The 20403-nt window shown below is 42.4% G+C and carries 21 protein-coding genes; 15 read left to right on the top strand and 6 right to left on the bottom strand.

The window, feature by feature from the left end; translation table 11 throughout:
* Positions 1–196 precede the first annotated feature (196 nt).
* The 3 genes from ACIPUA_RS15290 to ACIPUA_RS15280 all read right to left on the bottom strand — a co-directional run bounded on the left by ACIPUA_RS15290 (position 197) and on the right by ACIPUA_RS15280 (position 5751).
* The gene (locus ACIPUA_RS15290; RefSeq protein ID WP_449059848.1) at positions 197–2494 is read right to left on the bottom strand and encodes an RNA-binding domain-containing protein; all 2298 of its coding nucleotides are present in this window, start codon (positions 2492–2494) and stop codon (positions 197–199) included.
* 506 nt (positions 2495–3000) lie between these two features.
* A complete protein-coding gene (locus tag ACIPUA_RS15285) occupies positions 3001–4032 on the bottom strand; it encodes a phage portal protein (RefSeq protein ID WP_449059847.1) in 1032 nt (343 codons plus the stop codon).
* Positions 4033–5751, bottom strand: coding sequence for a terminase large subunit domain-containing protein (locus ACIPUA_RS15280; RefSeq protein WP_449059846.1), 1719 nt, complete (start codon positions 5749–5751; stop codon positions 4033–4035). It abuts the gene before it with no gap.
* A gap of 147 nt (positions 5752–5898) precedes the next feature.
* Between ACIPUA_RS15280 and ACIPUA_RS15275 the strand changes: the two genes are divergently transcribed.
* The 15 genes from ACIPUA_RS15275 to ACIPUA_RS15205 all read left to right on the top strand — a co-directional run bounded on the left by ACIPUA_RS15275 (position 5899) and on the right by ACIPUA_RS15205 (position 16996).
* Positions 5899–6747 carry a GPO family capsid scaffolding protein gene (locus ACIPUA_RS15275; protein ID WP_449059845.1) on the top strand — a complete coding sequence of 283 codons (849 nt, stop codon included), beginning with the start codon at positions 5899–5901 and terminating at the stop codon, positions 6745–6747.
* A 29-nt stretch (positions 6748–6776) separates the two neighbouring features.
* Entirely contained in the window at positions 6777–7829 is a 1053-nt protein-coding gene (locus ACIPUA_RS15270; RefSeq protein ID WP_449059844.1) for a phage major capsid protein, P2 family, read from the top strand.
* A 54-nt stretch (positions 7830–7883) separates the two neighbouring features.
* Entirely contained in the window at positions 7884–8681 is a 798-nt protein-coding gene (gene gpM, locus ACIPUA_RS15265; RefSeq protein ID WP_449059843.1) for a phage terminase small subunit, read from the top strand.
* A 92-nt stretch (positions 8682–8773) separates the two neighbouring features.
* Positions 8774–9259, top strand: a complete 486-nt coding sequence (locus ACIPUA_RS15260; RefSeq protein WP_165880712.1) for a head completion/stabilization protein — start codon at positions 8774–8776, stop codon at positions 9257–9259.
* Positions 9259–9459: a tail protein X gene (locus tag ACIPUA_RS15255; protein WP_206085895.1), complete on the top strand. Its 201-nt coding sequence runs from the start codon at positions 9259–9261 to the stop codon at positions 9457–9459. The genes ACIPUA_RS15260 and ACIPUA_RS15255 overlap by 1 nt, the downstream gene beginning before the upstream one ends.
* Positions 9460–9461: 2 nt before the next feature.
* Positions 9462–9743 carry a hypothetical protein gene (locus ACIPUA_RS15250; RefSeq protein ID WP_449059842.1) on the top strand — a complete coding sequence of 94 codons (282 nt, stop codon included), beginning with the start codon at positions 9462–9464 and terminating at the stop codon, positions 9741–9743.
* Complete coding sequence (locus tag ACIPUA_RS15245; RefSeq protein ID WP_377146329.1) at positions 9743–10288, top strand: lysozyme; 546 nt, start codon at positions 9743–9745, stop codon at positions 10286–10288. Before ACIPUA_RS15250 ends, ACIPUA_RS15245 begins: the two co-directional genes overlap by 1 nt.
* Positions 10289–10331: 43 nt before the next feature.
* A complete protein-coding gene (locus tag ACIPUA_RS15240; RefSeq protein ID WP_377146327.1) occupies positions 10332–10787 on the top strand; it encodes a lysis system i-spanin subunit Rz in 456 nt (151 codons plus the stop codon).
* Between the two features lie 151 nt (positions 10788–10938).
* Positions 10939–11349, top strand: a complete 411-nt coding sequence (locus ACIPUA_RS15235; RefSeq protein WP_165880703.1) for a phage tail protein — start codon at positions 10939–10941, stop codon at positions 11347–11349.
* A gap of 13 nt (positions 11350–11362) precedes the next feature.
* Entirely contained in the window at positions 11363–12004 is a 642-nt protein-coding gene (locus ACIPUA_RS15230) for a phage virion morphogenesis protein (RefSeq protein ID WP_449059841.1), read from the top strand.
* Positions 12001–12630, top strand: a complete 630-nt coding sequence (locus ACIPUA_RS15225; RefSeq protein WP_377146323.1) for a phage baseplate assembly protein V — start codon at positions 12001–12003, stop codon at positions 12628–12630. The genes ACIPUA_RS15230 and ACIPUA_RS15225 overlap by 4 nt, the downstream gene beginning before the upstream one ends.
* A complete protein-coding gene (locus ACIPUA_RS15220; protein WP_272579389.1) occupies positions 12627–12965 on the top strand; it encodes a GPW/gp25 family protein in 339 nt (112 codons plus the stop codon). The genes ACIPUA_RS15225 and ACIPUA_RS15220 overlap by 4 nt, the downstream gene beginning before the upstream one ends.
* Positions 12966–12968: 3 nt before the next feature.
* A complete protein-coding gene (locus ACIPUA_RS15215) occupies positions 12969–13877 on the top strand; it encodes a baseplate assembly protein (RefSeq protein ID WP_449059840.1) in 909 nt (302 codons plus the stop codon).
* Positions 13870–14565, top strand: coding sequence for a phage tail protein I (locus ACIPUA_RS15210; protein ID WP_449059839.1), 696 nt, complete (start codon positions 13870–13872; stop codon positions 14563–14565). The genes ACIPUA_RS15215 and ACIPUA_RS15210 overlap by 8 nt, the downstream gene beginning before the upstream one ends.
* A complete protein-coding gene (locus ACIPUA_RS15205) occupies positions 14558–16996 on the top strand; it encodes a phage tail-collar fiber domain-containing protein (protein ID WP_449059838.1) in 2439 nt (812 codons plus the stop codon). Before ACIPUA_RS15210 ends, ACIPUA_RS15205 begins: the two co-directional genes overlap by 8 nt.
* A 49-nt stretch (positions 16997–17045) precedes the next feature.
* Here the strand turns inward: ACIPUA_RS15205 and ACIPUA_RS15200 are convergent, their stop codons facing one another.
* The 3 genes from ACIPUA_RS15200 to ACIPUA_RS15190 are packed head-to-tail and all read right to left on the bottom strand — an operon-like array spanning position 17046 to position 20400.
* A complete protein-coding gene (locus tag ACIPUA_RS15200; protein ID WP_165880252.1) occupies positions 17046–17474 on the bottom strand; it encodes a phage tail protein in 429 nt (142 codons plus the stop codon).
* A gap of 5 nt (positions 17475–17479) precedes the next feature.
* Positions 17480–20296 (bottom strand): phage tail tape measure protein, encoded by a 2817-nt coding sequence (locus ACIPUA_RS15195; protein ID WP_449059837.1) that lies wholly within the window; start codon positions 20294–20296, stop codon positions 17480–17482.
* Positions 20293–20400: a GpE family phage tail protein gene (locus tag ACIPUA_RS15190; RefSeq protein WP_264967369.1), complete on the bottom strand. Its 108-nt coding sequence runs from the start codon at positions 20398–20400 to the stop codon at positions 20293–20295. Before ACIPUA_RS15190 ends, ACIPUA_RS15195 begins: the two co-directional genes overlap by 4 nt.
* Positions 20401–20403: the final 3 nt, after the last annotated feature.

Raw genomic sequence — 20403 nt, 5'->3', positions numbered from 1 at the left:
GAACTTTACTGACGGCAGCTTGGAACTTTACCGGTGGCAGCTTGGAACTTTACTGGCGGCAGCTTGGAACTTTACCGGTGGTAGCTTGGAACTTTGCCGGAGGATGCTTGGAACTTTGCCGGAGGATGCTTGGAACTTTTCCTCCGACAATTTGAAACTTTGCTGACAAGTTATAAAGGAAATATTTTAATAATATTTATTCATCATATTGGCTTAAGTCAAAGGGATATTTAAATAATATAAACTGGTTTGTTCGATAGCCTTGGTTACTATGAGTAGGGGCGGTGGGATAGGCTAATGTTAATAATCCATCTTTAACAAGTGGAGATAGGTAATCACGCCCTAATGACTTAGGATGCCGATCTAATAGTTTAGAGAGATCTCGCATAGTTAAGTAATTGCGCATTGCAAGAACTAAAATCATAGACATTACTTGTGATTTTTTTAATTTGCGCTTATTTGCTTCTCTTAATTCTTTCGATATTTCCATTAGTTCAGCCCACCTGAATTCTTTTCGAAGTTCTTTAGCATCACTAAGGGTAGAAACTAAATCTTTAGGATTTGGGAGGTCAAAATTAAACTTTTCACCTTTGATGAACTCGTAAAAGGTTTTAGTCTCTCCCTCTTCATTCTTAAAGAAATTCTCTAAATTACCTAAAAAATGCTCACCTTTAGCTTCCTCAATAAACTTACTCATCTCTGATATTTTAACATCTAGTAATTCAATTTTATCAACATTTTTTGAATCATTGCGTTCAATAATTAATTTTTTTAAATTTGATTCTTCTGTTTCTATAGTCTCTAATAAAAATGTTTTGAATCGTTCCTGATAGGATTCAAGAAAATTGTCATTAATAAAAATATCATAAAAATACTCTCGTTCTATAGGTTGCCCATTTGGTAAGAGTTCGTCATCAGAGTCACTTTTTAAATCTTGAATAGTTGATTTAGGAAGATTAAAGAATGTTTTTAATCTCTCAATACCTTTCTCGCTATTAGGTGTTACAAGTGAGTGGATAGGTGAAAAATAACGCTTATTTCGAGGGGTGCCATCTGAATTTAATATACCTAATTTTACCAATTTAGCTAACGATAGAGTTATTTTTCTGCTCTCTGCTGGAGTTTTTTTTCGTAGACTTTCGTGACTAATCACTTGATTTGTAATTGACTCAGATACTATAAAAATTTCTAGTTGATTTAATTTAGATATGTTTTTTCCACAAACTTGGTTTACCTTATCTAGAACATGTCGTGGGATCATTGTTTCTGTATACAACTCTAGGGTTGTAATATTTTGTTCTCTTTCTTCTTTTAATTGAGGTTCAGACCAATATTGTGATTTCCAGCCACTAAATATTTTGGGCAATCCGGAGCCAGCTCTTTCTCCTAGTCCAGCCATTAAGAACATTTGATGTAGATATTTGTTACGGCAATCACTTAAACCGCCACTTTTTGCAGTGGAGAGCGGTATTCTAATATTTCCAGGATTTCTAAAATAAAATAGCCCATTCTTTTTAACTATTTTAATTGGTGTCTGACCACTGTAATTTGCATGCACTAAAGTGTTTACCAATGCCTCTCTTAATGCCTCATGTACAGGGCTTTCTTCCGTTCTATATCCATCTTTGTCAATATTGAATGGAACTTTCAAATCTTCAGTTAGTCTTAAATATACTTTTTTATAAAAATCAAATATATTCCCAGACCAAGTACCATCAGGGATTATCCTATCAATCCAACGGTCATTAGAGTCGTCTTGCTCTTGGTATTCGATAAAATAATTAGGCATAGCTTCTTGTATTGAAGACCACTTTCCAAACATCAGTAGCCCTGCAGTTGTTAATCCCTCTTCTCCTGTTTTTCTGTCTTTTCTCCAGCCATTCAATGCCTTTACAAATTCAAAATCATCATATTCTAGCCAAATATGGTTTGGCTTTAATCTTGATAGAGAAGTTCGAAACGATTGTAGCGTTTTATGGTCTAGGTCATCGATAGTAAACCCATGGTGAATTTTATCATCTAGGGTATCTTTATTTTGTTCCGCTAACATAAGTTTTACATCAGTTTCACTGCATTTAATGTCCCCTTCATTTAAGCGAATGTAAGTACCGGAAAGTGGATTCCCATTAATAAATACAGGTCGCTGTTTTGTGTCTGCTTGGGGGATTTCAATGATAATTATATTTTTATCATCTATTTTTTCTACACAAACGTGAGAGTTATCTAAAAGATTTATACTAACTTTTTGCTTGTTATTTAGAGTATTAAATAAATCTTTTTTTACCTTTTCAATATCGTTTATACCTACTGCTAAAAATGAGCCTTTTTTTTCTTTGATGCCTAAAAACACTCTACCGCCATAGGTGTTAGCCATTGCAGAATAGGTTTCCCAAAAATCATGCGGTACCTCACCATTTCCATCCTTTCCTTGAGCTTGCTTACACTCAATGTCTACGCCTTCTACAATATTTAAAATATTCTCTATCGGATTCATACGAAACTCTTTTTGAAATAGATAATAAGAAAATGTGCAATGTATATTACTAAATTCACTTGAATAGTAAAAATTATCAAAATCGAGTTTGTACAAAGTAAATTTAAGTTTGGCAAATTTCACTATTTTTGATTACAAGTAGCATAGTTGCTCACAAAATATTATTACTCAAAATAACCTCACAATTTCGCATCAAATTGCACAAATTTAGCCTTAACTTATTTTCTGCTTGGTACCTGTACTGGTGCGGGTTTTGGTGATCGGCACAACTGCACAAAAAAGCACACCTTTTGTGTGCGGGCGAGGCGGGGGAGCAATCGCGCGCTTTGGGTTGTAGGTGGGGTAGTTTTTTCGCACGTTTGAGGTATAAAAAAAGGCGCTTTTTTGCGCCTGTGTGGGGTAGGTTGATGCGTTTTAATTTAAAACGAGGCTAGCTATAGGTAATAATTGAAAGCAGTGTGATAGCGTACAGCTTGATACAGAGGATAAGTATTTTTATCTCGTTATCACTTGCTACCCAGGGCATCTAACAAAGCGTACGTATTGAAGCGTACAACCTCTTCGCCTAGCCATTCATTGATTGATTTCAAGCTTTCAATGATGGGGGATAATTCATTGATAGAAAATACTTTAGCGGCTTTTTCTATATCACCAAAGTTACTTGAACCACTTGGTACGATACCCATAAGTTGAGGGGGCACGCGGTGCATGGCGAGCAAGTCATCGCGGGTTGTATCTTTCACGCTCATAAATTCATCTTTTGCCGCAATTTGGCTAAATGGTAATATTTGAATCCCGTCTTTCTTACCGCCGGCAGCGTAGACAAAGAGATTTTTAAACGCCCCGCCTTGCCGTGATTTCTGCAACGATTCTTTTAAATCATTGACACCGTTGGGATCGGCGAGGGTGTCATTAAGATAAACAATCACACCGGCGTGCGAACCATTTTCATAATAGTTAACACGAAAGGTTGTGGCTGAACGGTTGAGGGTGGCAGAGATAAGGCCGGCGAGATATTCAGGCAGGCCGTATACTTCCTGGTTAATATCGGGATTGATTAAGTGAAAGACATGACCGCGTTTAAATTCGTGAGCGTCACGAAAGTTTTGGACGAAAAAATAGTTATCCAGGTCAACACCACGGCGAGTATATTTAGCCGGCGATCGTTTTAGCTGCAGTAAACCGCCCAAGCGATTAATGCGCTTCTCAAAATAGGCATTACCGAACACCAGGTAATCCAATACATAAGCGCTCATTTCTTTATAGGTCAGTGCCTTATGCGGAATAAAGCAACTCATTATCACATTACGCTTAAAAAATAGCGGTGATTGGTGATGCACTGCAGAATGAAAGGCGCGCGCAATACCGTAAAAATCCAGTGGCGTTTCGTACCATCTACCGTTTTTAGCACACTCCATGCAATCAAGCAGATCATAGGCGCCCATAATGGGGATAGGGTTATCAAAAGTGAACGCGGCACATTGATTTTCGGGGGGTAAATTTGTTGTGTTGGTGACAACGGGTAATTCAGTTTCCATTTAAAACTCCGATATGCAGGAACCTTCATTTGCAGTTTCACTGCCAATAGGTTCGCCATATAAAACATTCATGATTGACCAGGCAATGTCACCGTGATCAACGCCGCGTGTTCTTTCCGATACGTAGGTAACAATGCCGCCGGGGGTGATTACCTTTTTAATTGTCATAAACGATGAGGCAATGTGTTGTGCGCCCGCATCATATTCAAGGCGACCATTACGGATTAACATTTGTGTTTTAAGGACCATTAACCGTTTAACTGGTGCGGAGTAACCAATCATAGTTGCCGCTGGATAGAATTTTTTAACCAATTCATAGACGGCTTCACCCGTCCCGCCAGTGCCGTCAACCGTGATCCCGATAACGTTATAGCGCAGGGTTAATTTTTTGATTTCTTCAGCTTGTTTTTCAAAGGCCATACCACGAAAACGCAGGGCTTCAACGACTCGCCATTTACCTCCCGTGACTGCAGGTGGAGAAAGAACAGCAATCCCTAAGCCGTCACCATTGCCACCGGTGCCTGTTGGGTCAGCACCGATATGTACCGGTTTATTGCCAAGAGGGCGGTTGGTATACGGTTTCCAATCAGGCCAAACGTCACGGTTATACCCGTCAACACCACGTGCAAAAAGCTCGTTGTAATCAAAGGCCCGTTCACCGGCTTTAACAAACTGGCAGTTATACAGGTTTTCAAAATCATCAGGGGTATTTTCACTTTCGATTTCTTCCAGGGAAACCAGGTCAAAACCAGAGTTAAGCGCATCATGAATCGTAACGATTTGCCGCCAGATGTTATCACCGCCTAATTGCCCGTTTTTTAATGATTTATGGCTGGTATCAATGAGAATTTTTTTACTTTCAGCGCGTGCATTATTGAAGAAATCCCCCGTCCAGAACGGATAGGCTTCATGTTCTTCTGACGAGGGTGTCGAAAAGTAAGTACGGCGCAAACCAATTTGCGTTGCCATTGCTGCAGCGACTTTACGCAGCTCCATAAAATTCGCTGTCCAAAAGAACTCATCAAAATGGAGATCGCCAGTGTATGACTGTGCAGTAGCCGCCGATGTGCCAAGGAAAAACAGCGTTGCACCATTGGCTAAAATAATTTTATCGCCGCCTTTTAATTCAACACCGACAAGCCGTGCGAGGGCCTGAATAAAAACTTTAAATTGCAATGCCTGGGCGCGGCTAGCCGATAGAAATATTTGGTTATTACCTGTTTCTAGGGCATGAATTAATGCCTCCCTGGCAAAATACCAAGTCGCCCCGATTTGCCGTGACTTTAAAATCATCCGGTTACGGCGGTGTTTCTGTTTGTACCATTTCTTTTGATGCTCATAGAGTGAGTCCAGCACGAGGTCTCGCAATTGGTCTATTTGTTCATCGGTGAAATGGTTTTTCGGGGTTTTCGGTTTCTTTTCTGTTTCGTGCTGCTCATTCGATTTATTAAAGCGTTCTAGCTGACGCCCTAGAAAATCAATGACTTTGAAATCATGAGCGGTCAAATTCTCTTTTGACATTAAACGCAATATACGTACGTGGGTCTCACCGCTAAGGCGTTGCATTACCTCGGTTTCATCCCATTTATCGCGCCGGCGCCACGAATAAATAGTGTTCGCACTCACATTTAAGTGAGTGGCAATTTGTGAAATGCTGTAGGCCTGCCAGTAGAGGCTTTTCGCTTCCTGTCTCGGATCGCGTAATGAGTCTGTCATCATGTATCAACTTTCCCACATCGCGCGCGTAGTCCTCCACGGTTTTAACTTGTCACATTGACACGACAAGGCAAAGGTTTTGAATCATAAACAATCACTTGCGAAGATATAAGTACACAAAATTGTCGCTATCTTCGGAGTGAAAACCCAATGTCAAAGGACAATAAAACACTGAAAGTCATCGTCTGTACGGAGGGCGGAACGCTTAACGGCTTTGCTGTATCGCGTGACCAAATCCAGCAGATGGCGGACAACTACAGCCCGCAGCTTTATGCAGCACGTATTAATTTAGAACACATCACCAGTATTTTCCCTGATAGCCAATGGCGCCATTTTTCCATGGTTGATTCAGTTCGTGCAGTTGAATTGGAAGATGGACCATTAAAAGGAAAATTAGCCTTAGAAATTACTGCGACCATTGATCCCGTAAAAGACGCTGGATTATTAGCGCTTAATCAAAGTGGTCAAAAAATATTTTCCAGTATCGAATTTTTACCGGATTGCCCGAATGATGCAGCAAAAGGGGCCTATCTCACAGGTGTTGCATTAACAGACACACCAGCAGCGTTTGGTACGCAAGTCATCAAACTGAGTAACCGCGAACGTGGCTTACCAGTTGATGCCAATAACACTTATACGGCATCACTGGAAACCGTTGTAAAGCTCACTGCAGCGGCAGTGAAAGATAAAACTGATAAACAGTCATTATCAGAGCAATTCTTGGATGGACTAAAGAAAGTATTAGGTATTCAGCGTGATACAGCATCACAAGAAATTTCCGCGCTTAGAGAGGGAATTAACCTCACCGCAACGACATGTGCCAATGCATTAAAAGAAGTGGAAACTCTCACGGCGAAAAATGAAGCTCAAGCGGGTGATATCAGCAAGCTTACGCAGGAAATTGAAGCGCTGAAAACGCAATTGAGTAACACAGATGCGGGCGGTGAACAACGTCAACTTTCCACCGGTAACGGCGGGTTTGTTCAGTCTGAGTATTAATTAAACCCGACTATTAAGGAATGGCCTCAATGTCATATACACCACAAGTACAAAAGGCTTATTTATCGTATTTGGATAATCAAGCGCGTCTAAATAACACCGTAAGAACGGATGATAAGCTGCAGTTTTCTGTTGAACCGTCTGTTCAGCAAAAAATTGAAAAAGCGGTAATGGAAAGTCACCCATTTCTAAAAGAAATCAACTCATTCGGTGTCACAGAGCAAAAAGGCGAAACGATTTTAATCACTGTTAATAAGCCTATTGCGGGTCGCAACACCTCGACAAATGATCGCCGTGAGCCACAGTCGGTTCATGATTTAACGGCAAATCGATATTCATGTGAGCAAACCAACTTTGACACCATGATTTCTTATACGCAGTTAGATGCCTGGGCGGGTCATCCAGAGTTTCAGAATTTGATTAATCAGCAAATTTTACAGCGTGAAGCTTTAGACCGCTTGATGATTGGTTTTAACGGTGAGAAATGTGCGCTGAAATCTGACCGTAACACTTACCCATTACTGCAAGATGTCAATATCGGTTGGCTGCAATTAATGCGTGAACGTGCACCACAACGCGTGATGAAAGGGATCACCGTAACCTCTCGTGATGAGGACGGGAAAATTATCACAAAAGGGCAATATGCCAATATTGATGCAGTTGTTTTCGATGCTGTTAATAGTTTGCTTGATCCGTGGCATAGGCAGGCAGTGGGGCTTGTTGCAATTGTTGGTCGCCAACTGGTCACACAGAAAAACTTCAAAGTTATCAATCAGCACAGTCAGCAAAATCCAAATATGGAATTGCTCGCCGGCAATGAATTGTTAAAACTCAGTGCCCTGGGTGGCATCCCAACGGTTCAAGTGCCTTATATGCCTGATGGTGCGGTGTTTATCACCACCATGAAAAACCTGTCGTTGTACTGGCAGAAAGGCAAGTTAACCCGCTTTATCAAAAATGAACCGGAATATAACCGTATTGCAACTTACGCACAAAGCAATGACGGTTATGCGGTTGAAGATTACGGCTTAGGTTGTCTGATTGAAGATATTACCTTTGCCGGTGCTAACAGCGGCGAGTAACAGTATGACCACCGGTGTCATTGTGGCACCGGTATTTTTCACGGGGAACATGCAATGGAACAACTTACGCCGGCGCAAAAACATTGGCGCCAAGTTATGGCAGAACGCCGAGGCGATGAACATACAGCCGAAGATATGACGGCATACGAACAAATTTTACACCGTTTACGTCATGACCAAACACGCCTTAGCCATATTCAAGGTACGGAATTTAAGGTTGAGTATAAAAAAACAATACTTGAACAGTATGAGCCTTGGATTGATGGCGTGCTATCGGCTAACACAGGGCAATCAGATGAAGTATTTACAACTCTCCTTGTTTGGCAAGTTGATTGTGAAAATTATGACCGTGCGCTTGATATGGCTGATTACGTTCTCGCCTATAACTTGCCGTTGCCAGAACGTTATAACCGCACACCGGCAACGATGGTGATTGATGAAATTTGTGATAGAGCACTGACGCTGTTTGCTGCAGGTGTTTCTAAAGAAAAATTAATTTCTATCAATGTATTACAGCGCTTATGTGACCTAACTAAATCATACGATGTGCCTAATGAGGTTCGGGCAAAACTCTATAAATCATTGGCTTATACATTGCGTTTAAATGATGACATTAACGACAAGTCACGCGCGGTTGAGCTGATGCAAAGCGCATTGTTACTGCATGAAAAAGTGGGTGTTAAGCGTGATATTGAGTTACTGCAGCGAGAAATCAAAAAAGCCACAGTAAAACAAGATGATGCCCCAACGCAAGAGCCTGAAAATAGCGAAAAGCCAGAGCCTAAAAAGGCGGTAGCGAAGAAAACCACCACGAAAAAGACAACAACGACACGGAAAAAAGCCGCGTCTTAACCGAATGCACCCCCGTGTGCCACGGCGGCACGATGAAACAGGGTAAATAACGTTGTTTCATCGTCCACCGCCGTTTTTTATTGAGGTGACAAATGAACGGGCTAGTTGCTAAAAAAACCATTGCACCAACGGATGAAACCATCGATATCAATGACCAGGGCGAAACAGTTAAAACCATTCCTTTTTACCCTGAGATTAAGCTTTCGGATCTCCGCTGGGCGATGCGTATCAATGGCACAGTCACAACAGCCAGGCTAAAACACGCCACCACGAATGCGGTTATCTATGTCAATAATTTATTAAGTCACTGGCAAAGTCAGCAATCGGTTGATGCATTGGAAAAAATCCCGTCACCGCCGGTGAATAACGAAACCAATCATACCTTTTTGTATCGTCATGCGGTGTACAGCTACACAAAAGCATACTTGATTGAAAACTATCGTGATATTGACACCACGCGAGATGGTGAAAAGCACGCTGAGGCGCTGAGCACTCAAATTGATGATTTAAAACGTGATACCCAAAATGCAATCCGTGATTTGACCGGAGAGAAACGCATGATTGCGGAGTTAGCATAATGAAAATTCAGGCGCATCAAGGCGATACCGTAGATTTGTTGTGTTTCCGATATTACGGGCGAACACACGGTGTTGTTGAGCAGGTTTTAGAAACTAACCCTGGGTTGTGCCTGACAACTGAATTAAACGCGGGTCAGTGGGTGGATATGCCCGATATTACCGAGCCTAAACAGAAAGACATTATTCAATTGTGGGATTAGGGATGGACGAATTTTACAGCGAACTTCACAGCAAGCTTACTTACTTTTTCGCCACCGTTGGCGCGTTCTTTTCTGGTTTCACACTTTATGAAGTTGGCTTTCTATTTGGGCTCATTGTCAGTGTTGTTTTGGGTGTTCTGAATTATTTACTTAATCGCCGTTCACAGCAAAAAAGGACGGAAATATGGGCCGATTATGTGAACACCTTAAAAACACAAAGTGAGCTCGGCAATGCCACCGAGTCAGTTAAAGAATTTATCACAGCACCTAAACAGGATTTGTAATGCGACAAAATAACGTGAACTTATTCAGTAAAGCCATGATTGGCTTGTTATTAGGTGGTGCTGGCGCAACTGCAATCCTTGACCAATTCCTTGATGAAAAAGAAGGGAACTTGCTGACGTCTTACCAAGATGCGGGCGGTATTTGGACTATATGCCGCGGTGTTACACGAATAGACGGTAAACCCGTACAAAAAGGCATGACGATGACCGATGAGCAGTGCGCCAAAGTTAACCGTATTGAAGCGGAAAAGGCGGTTAACTGGGTGTTGCATAATGTCAAAGTGCCATTAACAGACGCGCAAGTCGCCGGTATTGCCAGTTTCTGCCCCTACAATATCGGCCCTGGTAAATGCTTTACTTCGACATTCTATAAAAAGCTTAATAGCGGCGATAAAAAAGGGGCTTGCCAAGAAATTAAACGTTGGATTTTTGATGGTGGTAAGGATTGCCGCCAAACAAAAGGCCAGAAAAACGGCTGTTACGGGCAAGTATTACGCAGGAATCAAGAATCAGCGCTAGCGTGTTGGGGGATTGATGATGAATAAAAGCGGTCTTTCAACATACCTTATTATTGGGTTGGCCTTGTTGGTGATAGTAGGCAAATGGCACTACGACAAAAAGATAGCGGTACAAACGGCAATGCATGAAACAACCATCACCGCGATAGCCCTTGAGGCTAAGATGCACAGTGATGCAGTGATTGAACGTATGAAGTCAGCACAACGTACCGCCGCTGAATTAGATGTGGAATATTCAGGAAAACTTGAGCATGAACTTAATGAAAATGATCGCCTTCGTCGTTCCCTGGCTAATGGTGATAAGCGGTTGCAGTTCGCCAAAGCCGACCTTGCTACCTGTAAGTTGTCAGCAAGTCGAAATACCAGCAGCGGCGGCGTGGGCGATGGAACCGAAATCCGACTCTCTACAGAAGCTGAACAGCTTGTTCTCGATATCCGAGCCGGAATTATCAGTGATCAAGCCAAACTAGATTATTGGCAGGCCAGAGCGATAAGGCTTGAAAAACAATGCAGGTTAATACCATGAAAAAATTTTTCTGTGTTGCTGCAATATTGATAGCTATGTGTGCTCTTTGGGGATTTAGTTTTTATATTTCAATAGATAACACATGCAAGATTGACAAGCCGAGCCTAGAAAAACGTTGTGTTAGAGCAATTGAATATTATCGGGGGCGATGATGTTAAAACCTAAGTTATTAAGGGAGTTTATCGCAAAAAGCGATCCCTTTTTTCAGCAAAGTGCCGAAGCACTTGAAGTCTATGTGACCGAGGGGCAAGTCATCGCCACCGGAACGGCAAGCAATTCATTTTTGTATCGTTACAAATTGAATGTATTGGCTATGGACTACCCGAACCCCTTGGATAATTTAACGTTGCCAGTAATGAAGTGGGTTCGTGAGCAACAGCCTGATTTGATATTCAACCCAGATAAGCGCGAAGCCGGTATTCGTTTTGATGCCGATATTTTAGATAACGATACCGCCGATATTTTGATTGTTTTACAAGTAACGGAACGTGTCACCGTTGACAGTTCTAGCGGTAAGGATGTGATCACACACTTACCAGAACCGAAATTTCAACCCAAATAACGTGGGGTAAATCGTGAGTAATGAAAATTCACTATTTGCACAGCTAGATGATGAATTATCACGGTTGCTTTCAACAACAAGCCCCGCTTATCGTCGCCGGTTATCTGCCAGGCTGGCAAAAGCGATCAGAACAGACCAACAAAAACGGATTCGTAGCCAAAAAAATCCGGATGGGTCAGCCTACCAGGCACGAAAAACAAAAGTATTACGTTCAAAGCAAAGTGTTGAATTTTTATATAAAGGCGAGGTTCGCCGGTTGCGTAGTTGGCGCAGTACGAAAGGCCGTAATGGTCGGATGATAAAGGGATTTGATGAGGAGCGCGGCGCGCTAAGGTCATTCTATCGTAGTGATATTGACCGATTTTTAGCGATTAATTTATCAGAAACACGGCGCAGCACAAAGCGACCTGATCCCATGTTTCAACGGTTACGTACCGCCAGATTTTTACGGATGCAATCCACACCAGCCGCTGCCGTTGTTGGTTTTCAAGGCCGTGCCGCCGCGATTGCAAGGCAGCACCAATACGGACTAACCGGAACAATTAACGAACTGGCAAAAACGCAGTATCCGCAGCGTGAATTATTGGGGTTATCACCTCATGAGCGAGTGGGATTACTGGAAATCATTTACCAGGATTTAATGAGTGCAAAATGAGCATTACTGAACTTGAGCGCCTAATTTCAAACATTTTTCGGGTCGGTATTGTTGAAAAAATCGACCTGGAGAAGAAAGTGTGCCGTGTGAGAACGGGGGAAAATCTCACCGATTGGATCATGTTTGGTGCAGACCGTGCCGGCGCGGGTCGTTCTTGGTGGGCGCCAAGTGTCGGTGAGCAAGTATTGATTGGGGCCATTGGCGGTGAATTGAGCACTGCATTTATTTTGTGCTCGTTGTATAGCGTTGATCATGATGCGCCAAGCCATTCGGCAGAGGCTATGCACAAGACATTTAGTGATGGTGCGGTGATTGAATATGAGCCAGCCACGGGGCAATTATCTGTGACCGGTATTAAAAAAGCCGTCGTTAATGCCAGTAATGCAATTGACGCAACGGCACCAACCGTCACGGTTAATGCGAGTAGTCAAATTAATTTAAATACGCCAAAAGTCGTGTGCTCAAACAATCTAACTTGTACCACGTTGAATGTTGAAAAAGGCGGTGAAATGACCGGTAACTTTAATCATAAAAATGGCAGCATTAAATCGAATGGCATCACTTTGCATGACCATAAACATGGTGGTGTTGAGCGCGGCGGCAGTCAAACGGATGGCCCTCAATGATGTATAGCGGATTTGACAGAAACACAGGGCGGCAAATTAATGATGATGCACATATTTGCCAGAGCATTAATGACATTTTAATGACGCCGGTTGGTTCGCGAGTGATGCGCCGCGAATACGGTTCGCTTTTGATGGAATTGATTGACCAGGCAGATAATAAGCCACTGCGTTTAAAAATAATGAGTGCATGTTATATGGCGTTATTACGTTGGGAACCTCGCGTGAGTTTGCAAAAAATTGAAGTAAAACAAAATGAAAAGGGCGTTACAACGCTTTATCTGCAGTGCATGAAAAATGACGGTCAACCACTAATGACAACTATCCCCGTGAGGTAAGCCATGCCAACCATTGACTTAAGTTTATTGCCGCCGCCGGATGTTGTGGAATCACTTGATTTTGAAATTTTATTTGCAGAGCACAAGGCGGCATTGATTGAAGCAACGCCAGAAGAACAGCGAGCCGCTATTGTACGAACATTAGAATTAGAGTCTGAGCCGCTAGTTAAGCTATTACAAGTCAACTGTTATCGCGAATTGCTTTTACGGCAACGTGTGAATGAGGCGGCTAGAGCTTCAATGGTCGCGTTTGCAACAGGGGCAGACCTTGATCAGTTAGCCGCCAATAATGGCGTTAAGCGCTTGGTGCTATTTGCTGGTGATGAAACTGCTATTCCACCTATTCCGCCGGTGTATGAATCTGATTCTGATCTCCGCGTGCGTATACCAGGTGCATTTGAAGCGTTAAGTGTAGCGGGTCCAATTGGCAGTTATGAATATCATGCCCGTAGCGCTGATGGTCGTGTCGCCGATGCATCCGTAATTAGTCCAAAGCCGGCTTATGTCACTGTTACGGTGTTATCCCGTGAGGGGAACGGCACCGCACCGGTTGATTTGATTGAAAAAGTGAATGTGGCTTTAAACGATGAAGATGTTAGGCCAGTGGCTGACCGTGTGACCGTCCAATCGGCAAAAATAGTGAATTACGAAATTGAAGCCGTGATCTATTGCTATCCGGCTCCTGAATATGAACCCATCACAGAAGCGGCAGAGGCGCAATTAAAGCGTTATACCACACAACAACACCGGCTAGGCCGTGACATTGTACTGAGTGCTATTTATGCAGCCTTGCACGTTCAAGGTGTTCAGCGGGTCGAAATTAAGAAACCTACCGCCGATATTAAATTGGATAAAACGCAGGCCAGCTACTGCACCAATATTAATGTGATGTTAGGTGGTTCCGATGAGTAGCCAATTGTTGCCTGTTGGTTCATCAAAGCTGGAAATTGCAGCGGCTGAGGCTTGCGCTCAAATTGAGAAAGTCCCTGTTCCTATTCGCGAATTGTGGAACCCTGATCTATGCCCTGTACATTTACTTCCCTATTTAGCCTGGGCGTTCAGTGTTGACCGTTGGGATAAAAACTGGACTGAAAAAGCCAAGCGTGACGCGATTAAATCCGCGATGTTTATTCATAAACACAAAGGCACGATTGGCGCATTGCGCCGTGTTGTTGCTCCTATTGGCACGTTAATTAATGTCGATGAATGGTTTGAAGATGGTTCAGAAGTGGGCACGTTCAAACTGGATATTGCATTAAGAGACACGGGGATTGATGAAGAAACACACATTGAATTAACCAATATCATCAATGATACCAAGCCAGTAAGCCGAAAACTCACCAATATCACACTGCACTTAGAAACTGAAAGTGTGATTAATGTTGGTGCTCTGGTCGAAGATGGGAGTTTAACGACAATTTACCCTTATTCACCTGAGTGCATTTATTTGGATGCCATTCAGTCTATGGCTGTTTCATTATTTGGTGGCGACATTTTATCTGTTTACCCGCCGCAGCCCCCTCAAATTATTGTCACAACGCATTCATATAGTGCTGTTGCTTTATATCATGCTGACGTTATGGAGATCTCTAATGTCTAAACCGTATTATTCTATTTTAACTAATATAGGCGAGAACTTAGTCGCTAAAGCAACCGCATTAGGAACTAAGTTAGATTTGACAACAATGGCGGTAGGGGATGGGAATGGAAAATTACCTGCGCCAGACCCTGCACAAACAAAACTAATTAATGAGAAGCGCCGCGCCGCGGTTAATTCATTGGAGATCGATAAAAATAATCCCAATATTATTATTGTTGAACACATTATCCCCGAAACGGAGGGCGGTTGGTGGGTGCGTGAAATTGGGTTATTTGATTCTGAGGGGAATTTAATTGCAGTGGGTAATTGCCCTGAAACCTACAAGCCGAAGATGATTGAGGGCTCTGGACGCACTCAAATCATCCGTATGATGATAGTTGTCAAATCGACAGAGTGTATAGAGTTAAAAGTAGATCCATCTGTTGTGCTGGCAACAAGAGAGTATGTTGATAATATTGAAAGTAATATTAATTATAAATTTAATGAATTAGAAGAGCTAGAGTCATCTAAGGGTATTTTGATTAGTAAAGTTGAAGGTATTGTACTTGATACTACTACAGATAATAGAAATGCAATTTTTAGCTCAAGAGAACAAGTTTATATTCCGCGTGGTATAACTGTGCGCTGTAACCTACTTCCAGATGATGATGTGACTATCTTTAATGGAGAAGGAAAGTTGCTTACTCGTGACATATGGGGTAATGAGCATATTTTTGATGTAGCGCTCGCAACGGACAGAACCCAAAATCATTCTGTTAAATCGCGGGTCAATTCAATTTTATTACAAAATAAAAACCCTAGAGTTGGGTTGGTGGGCGACTCTATAAGTGAAGGAAAGGGTAGTGATGAGTGGAAGCAAAACCCCATAGATGAAAATGGGAATCTAAAATCAATAAATTATGATCACGATGCAGAGGGAGGGAAGCAAGGTTATTTTTCAGTGTTTAAAAATGCATCTAGACATGCGACTGGGTTAAATCCAAACCGTGTAATTGAAACATGTAATGCGTCATCATCGGGTAAAAAGTTAATTGATAATTGGGCTTATAAAAATATAGATTATGGTTTTTTTCAGAACAGCGCATACAAAAATAAAATACCAGATGTTGTTTTGTTGGCCATGGGCCACAATGATGTTATTACGTCAGAAGAGTTAGTTAACAAGTATTTAGATGAATTTGATAAGTTTATAAGAAAATGTTGGGGGTACGGCTCTTACGTCGCATTGATATCAAACTCTATGTGTTCAGTTCGAAATGATAGTACCGAGGCATTTAAAGATGCAGTTTGTAAAAAGTATGGCATCGAATGGTTTGATATAGGCTCAGCTCTAATTGATTATGCATACAACGGGAGAGCGAGTTTTTCAGATATTTTTTATGAAGGCCCAAAAGATCAAGATTATGACTTTACGCACCCTAAAGTAATAGGCCATCGTTTTATGGGATATCAACTTATTAATTTGATATTTGACACTCGAATAACAACAATAACTAGTGATGAAATTATTACCGGTTTTAGAACTGCTAAGCACATAAGTTATGACGCTACTAGCCGTGAAGCGTTCAATACAATAACTCTAAATGATACGTCTGAAAGATTTCTAATCGATTTTGGCGGGGTTAGTCGATGCACTGCACCAAAAACACCAACTTTTGATTTTATTATAGAAAATAAAGTGATTGGAGGGGCATTAAATATAGTTATACCTTTGCCGTCCCCGCATAATAAGCCTGCATCAGTCATATTAATGAATGCGAACGGTACTTATCAAAACACTGTCAGTGGCGATGATTCCAACTTGACTGGCTACTATGTCATGCGTTTGATTGATTTAGACTACGGCCCAAATATTATTAGGGTCTATTATACAGGAACATCATCAACAACAGGTTATGCACCATTTTTATCGGTATCAAAGACGGTTAAAACATCATGTTGTAACCAATATTATTCAGACATTCGTAAAGATGAACTATTACCTATCACAAATGTTGATAATAAATCAAGCTATTACAATGATAAATACGATTATTCAATTGGTAATAGGGTTGCAGATAGAGTCTCAGATACATTCAGAGGGTACGTTAATTTTCATGCAAAGTATGTGAAAGGTATGAGGATCTGGATTGCGTATAAACCTGATGTATCATACAGAAATGGCTATTATGCTGAAATTTTGGACGAAAAAACAATCATAGTAAAAAAAGCTGAGGATGATAGTAGCGTAGCAACACTAGATAATATTAATACATCAGATGGGTCAGTAAGATTCCAAATAAAATATGATGGGAATAAATTATTTATGTTATCAAATGCCGTTCAATCAGTAAGCTTTCCAAGACGTGGAGGACTTATCTATTTAGAGAATAAATCAGATTCAGCCATTGCCGACTACTGGATTAATGTGGCATCAAATTTTATAAACTAAACGTGATGAAAAATAGTTAAGGGGCTTTCGCCCCTTAACTATTTATAAACTAAAGTGAAAGTATATCGTTTAAATCCATGCCAGCTAGTTTCTCTCTTGAATCCTCATTAACCCTGGTCAACGTGATCGTAAATTCAATTCGTTTGGCTTTACCGTCACCGAAAAATAACGTCCTGCCCTCGCTCATACTATCCATGACATACATACCATAAATTAAGCCTGTACCCTCAATCAGTGGGTAAGGGCGCCCGCGATAAGCGGATGTGCGTAATAGTTCCAGGGAAATATCACCGCCGGTCACTTCGGGTACCAATACACCGGTTAATGTGATCTTATCTTCACCGGCGCCAATGTATTGATACGATGCCGAACGACCAATAAGGTCATTTTTGGCATAACGCCAATTCATCGAACGTTGTAAGTTTTGATACGGTATGGTTTCCAACATAAAAACAAACATACCAAAAATCATCATCATAATGATTATCCTATATCGGTTAAGAGAGAACGCCGGCGCGTATCAGTTTCACGTTTAAGTTTTTCCAGTTCCTGGCGAACAATGGAGGCGATACTTTTGGCATCTTTCATATCAACACCGTGAAAATGGAATTCGTATTTATCCCCATCCTGCTTAATATCTTGCTTAACAGGGCGCTGCATTTCCATTTTAGCCGGCGCAACGTCAGAAGCTGCGAGCACATTAGGTACTGATACCCCGCGCACGGTTGGGTCTTGGTAAAGCCCATCGACTGCTTTAATGGCAGGGAAGTTTTTAAAAACAATTTCACCCAGTTTATTTGGGTCCCGTACTTCTTTATCGGGCGTAGAGATACCGCCACCACTAGAACCTTTGTTTTTGGCTTCGCCTGGGTTGTAAACATCTGTTCCAAATTCAGGTGCTTTTACTTTTGGTGGTGTGATATTGCCGTTTTCGACATTCTCATTGTGTTTCGCCGTTTCTTTGCTTGTTTTGGTTTGCTCCTGGTTTCCTGCTTTGATAACGGCGGCAATACCCTGCAGCGGAGAGCTAAACGAATCCATAACAGCTTTAGTTTCCGCTGTTAGTTCAACCGGCTTCATTTTATTAATCTGGTTTACCGTGTCATTGGCAACCTGCGGCGCCATGCCTAGCGCTTCAAGTATCCAGTTAATCCCTTTGGCAACCATCGTTATTGGTGTCATTAATGCAGAAATGGCGAAACCAACAACTTCACCAAAGGTTTTGCCCGCCTCAGTACAATCTTTTAGTGCTTCATCGGAGGCTTTAATAGGCGCAAATAATTCAGATAACCATTGCCAAACTTTTTTAACGGCTGACCAGATAGCATCAAAAATAGGAGCAACGGCAGAAAATGCGCCGCTGAACGCCTCACGGATTGGTGCAAGGCCTATCATGAGTCCATCAAAGAAACCACCAAAGAAAGCCTTAATGTGATCCCAATACTTGTAAATTGTGAGCGCAGCAATGACCAGAGCGGTAACAACTAAGCCAATTGGACCAAACATTGTTGTTAATGCAACACGTGCAATAGAGCTACCGATTTTTATCACATTGAAGAAATTAGAGAATGCACCTTGAGCACCTAATAGGCCTTGCCCTCCCGTTAAGAGTGTGAGGCTTAAACGCAAGGCAGCAAATGGGAGCATTACTGCAGCGGCGCCAATTGCCAATGTTCCTAATGCTGCAGTCAGGCCAGCAATGATTAACCCTGCTTTTATCAACATAGAAGTTAATTGCGGGTGCGCTTGCATCCACTTGCCAATACTGGCGACAGCGTTGGTTATGCCTTGGGTCAAACTACGTAGCGGGGAATCAACGCTTTCTTGCATTTGAATGCCGAGATATTCCCAGGCGGATTCCAGTTGTTTCAAGTCACCTTTTAAGTTATCAATTTTTATTTTTGCATTTTTATCGGCTTCGCCAAGTGCCCCTTGGTTGGCTTTGAGAAGTTCGTCATATCGCCCGCTGAGAGTAGCATCAATGACGGCGCCCATACCCACCATCGCCTCTTCACCGAAAATGTCTTTTTTAATGCGGATCTGGCTAGCCTGGTCATATTTTCGCAGCGCCTTACCCACATCTTTTAAAATATCGCCGGTATCACGTAATTTACCGTTGGCATCCTTTACAGAAACGCCTAGGGCGCTCATAGCGGCTTGCCCTTTGCCTAATGGGGCTACGAGTCGAGATAAGCCCGCTCGCATGGATGTACCCGCCATAGAGCCACGAATACCGTTATCAGCCATTGTACCCGCCATTGCTGCCATGCTTTCAAGGCTAACGCCAAGTTGTGCAGCAACGGGGCCCGCATACGTCATCGTTTCGCCGAGCATTCGTAAGTCAGTATTGCTTCGGGTGAATGTGGCGGTAAGGACGTCTGATACACGGTTCATTTGGTCAGCATCAAGTTTGAACTGTGTTAGAACGTTAGAGCCAATGTCTGAGGCTTCGCCGAGATCCATATCACCGGCTAAACCCATATTTAGAACACCAGGCAAAGCGGATTTAATGGCCTCGGGGGTAAAACCTGCCATTGCTAGAAACTTTTGACCGGAGGCAACATCCGTTGATGTATAAGCTGTACTTGCGCCAAGTTCACGCGCTTGTTGGCGTAGCATCGCCAGTTGAGGCGAATTTTTATCTAGTCGGGTGAGGGCTTGAACACCTGACATACCCTCGTCAAAATCACGACCAGGTGCCATGACGCGCGAGGCTGCATAAAGCGCCCCGCCACCAGTAGCAACCGCAGTTGCACCGCCCATTGCTAACTTATTACGGGCTTCTTTGGCTTTTTGATATTGAGATTGTGCGCGAGTTACAGCCGTAAGCCGTTGCCGCTGCATGTCAAGTTGTCGGTTATATGCTTCTGTTCGTCTAGTGATTTGGGCGGTAGCGTTATCGCTATTGCGAATAGAAATACCGTGTCGGTATAGCTGTGCTGCAGTCGCTTGTAACTTTCGTTTTTCACTATCCAGTGAGCGGCCTAGACGGTCACGGGCAAGCCTCGCTTGATCGAGTGCGCGTTTTTGTTCTTCGGTACGTTGATTTAATGCGGGGTAACTATCACGTAGTGCCTTAACTTTCGTTTTTGCTTCTTCATACGCCGTATTGTTGCGTTTAACAGACTGTGACAGTCGGTCAAATGTACTAGCTTGGCTTGCCAGGTTTCGAATACTGTTTTGTGTGGTCCTGATTTGAGAAGCAAAACCGGCAGCGCTGCGTTGTGCAGCACTAACCGGTGATGTAAGACGATTTACGGCGCTGAGAGATACCCGAATGTTGAGATTGCGATCTGTCATTCGTTTTGTCCTATGCGAGCCGCCGCGAGCCTATGCCACTTTATCAATTCTGAAATTGTCATTTCATCAAAAGAAGCCGGAGGCCAGTGAAACACCATCGCAATATC

Source organism: Providencia sp. AGC89 (assembly GCF_053543535.1).
Note: the sequence above shows the minus strand (reverse complement) of the source record. Positions and strands in the feature narration are given on the sequence as shown.

Coding starts and splice junctions, on each gene's coding strand:
- ACIPUA_RS15290 (WP_449059848.1), bottom strand. CDS start 2,494: ATGAATCCGATAGAGAATATTTTAAATATTGTAGAAGGCGTAGACATT.
- ACIPUA_RS15285 (WP_449059847.1), bottom strand. CDS start 4,032: ATGGAAACTGAATTACCCGTTGTCACCAACACAACAAATTTACCCCCC.
- ACIPUA_RS15280 (WP_449059846.1), bottom strand. CDS start 5,751: ATGATGACAGACTCATTACGCGATCCGAGACAGGAAGCGAAAAGCCTC.
- ACIPUA_RS15275 (WP_449059845.1), top strand. CDS start 5,899: ATGTCAAAGGACAATAAAACACTGAAAGTCATCGTCTGTACGGAGGGC.
- ACIPUA_RS15270 (WP_449059844.1), top strand. CDS start 6,777: ATGTCATATACACCACAAGTACAAAAGGCTTATTTATCGTATTTGGAT.
- gpM (WP_449059843.1), top strand. CDS start 7,884: ATGGAACAACTTACGCCGGCGCAAAAACATTGGCGCCAAGTTATGGCA.
- ACIPUA_RS15260 (WP_165880712.1), top strand. CDS start 8,774: ATGAACGGGCTAGTTGCTAAAAAAACCATTGCACCAACGGATGAAACC.
- ACIPUA_RS15255 (WP_206085895.1), top strand. CDS start 9,259: ATGAAAATTCAGGCGCATCAAGGCGATACCGTAGATTTGTTGTGTTTC.
- ACIPUA_RS15250 (WP_449059842.1), top strand. CDS start 9,462: ATGGACGAATTTTACAGCGAACTTCACAGCAAGCTTACTTACTTTTTC.
- ACIPUA_RS15245 (WP_377146329.1), top strand. CDS start 9,743: ATGCGACAAAATAACGTGAACTTATTCAGTAAAGCCATGATTGGCTTG.
- ACIPUA_RS15235 (WP_165880703.1), top strand. CDS start 10,939: ATGTTAAAACCTAAGTTATTAAGGGAGTTTATCGCAAAAAGCGATCCC.
- ACIPUA_RS15225 (WP_377146323.1), top strand. CDS start 12,001: ATGAGCATTACTGAACTTGAGCGCCTAATTTCAAACATTTTTCGGGTC.
- ACIPUA_RS15220 (WP_272579389.1), top strand. CDS start 12,627: ATGATGTATAGCGGATTTGACAGAAACACAGGGCGGCAAATTAATGAT.
- ACIPUA_RS15215 (WP_449059840.1), top strand. CDS start 12,969: ATGCCAACCATTGACTTAAGTTTATTGCCGCCGCCGGATGTTGTGGAA.
- ACIPUA_RS15210 (WP_449059839.1), top strand. CDS start 13,870: ATGAGTAGCCAATTGTTGCCTGTTGGTTCATCAAAGCTGGAAATTGCA.
- ACIPUA_RS15205 (WP_449059838.1), top strand. CDS start 14,558: ATGTCTAAACCGTATTATTCTATTTTAACTAATATAGGCGAGAACTTA.
- ACIPUA_RS15200 (WP_165880252.1), bottom strand. CDS start 17,474: ATGATGATGATTTTTGGTATGTTTGTTTTTATGTTGGAAACCATACCG.
- ACIPUA_RS15195 (WP_449059837.1), bottom strand. CDS start 20,296: ATGACAGATCGCAATCTCAACATTCGGGTATCTCTCAGCGCCGTAAAT.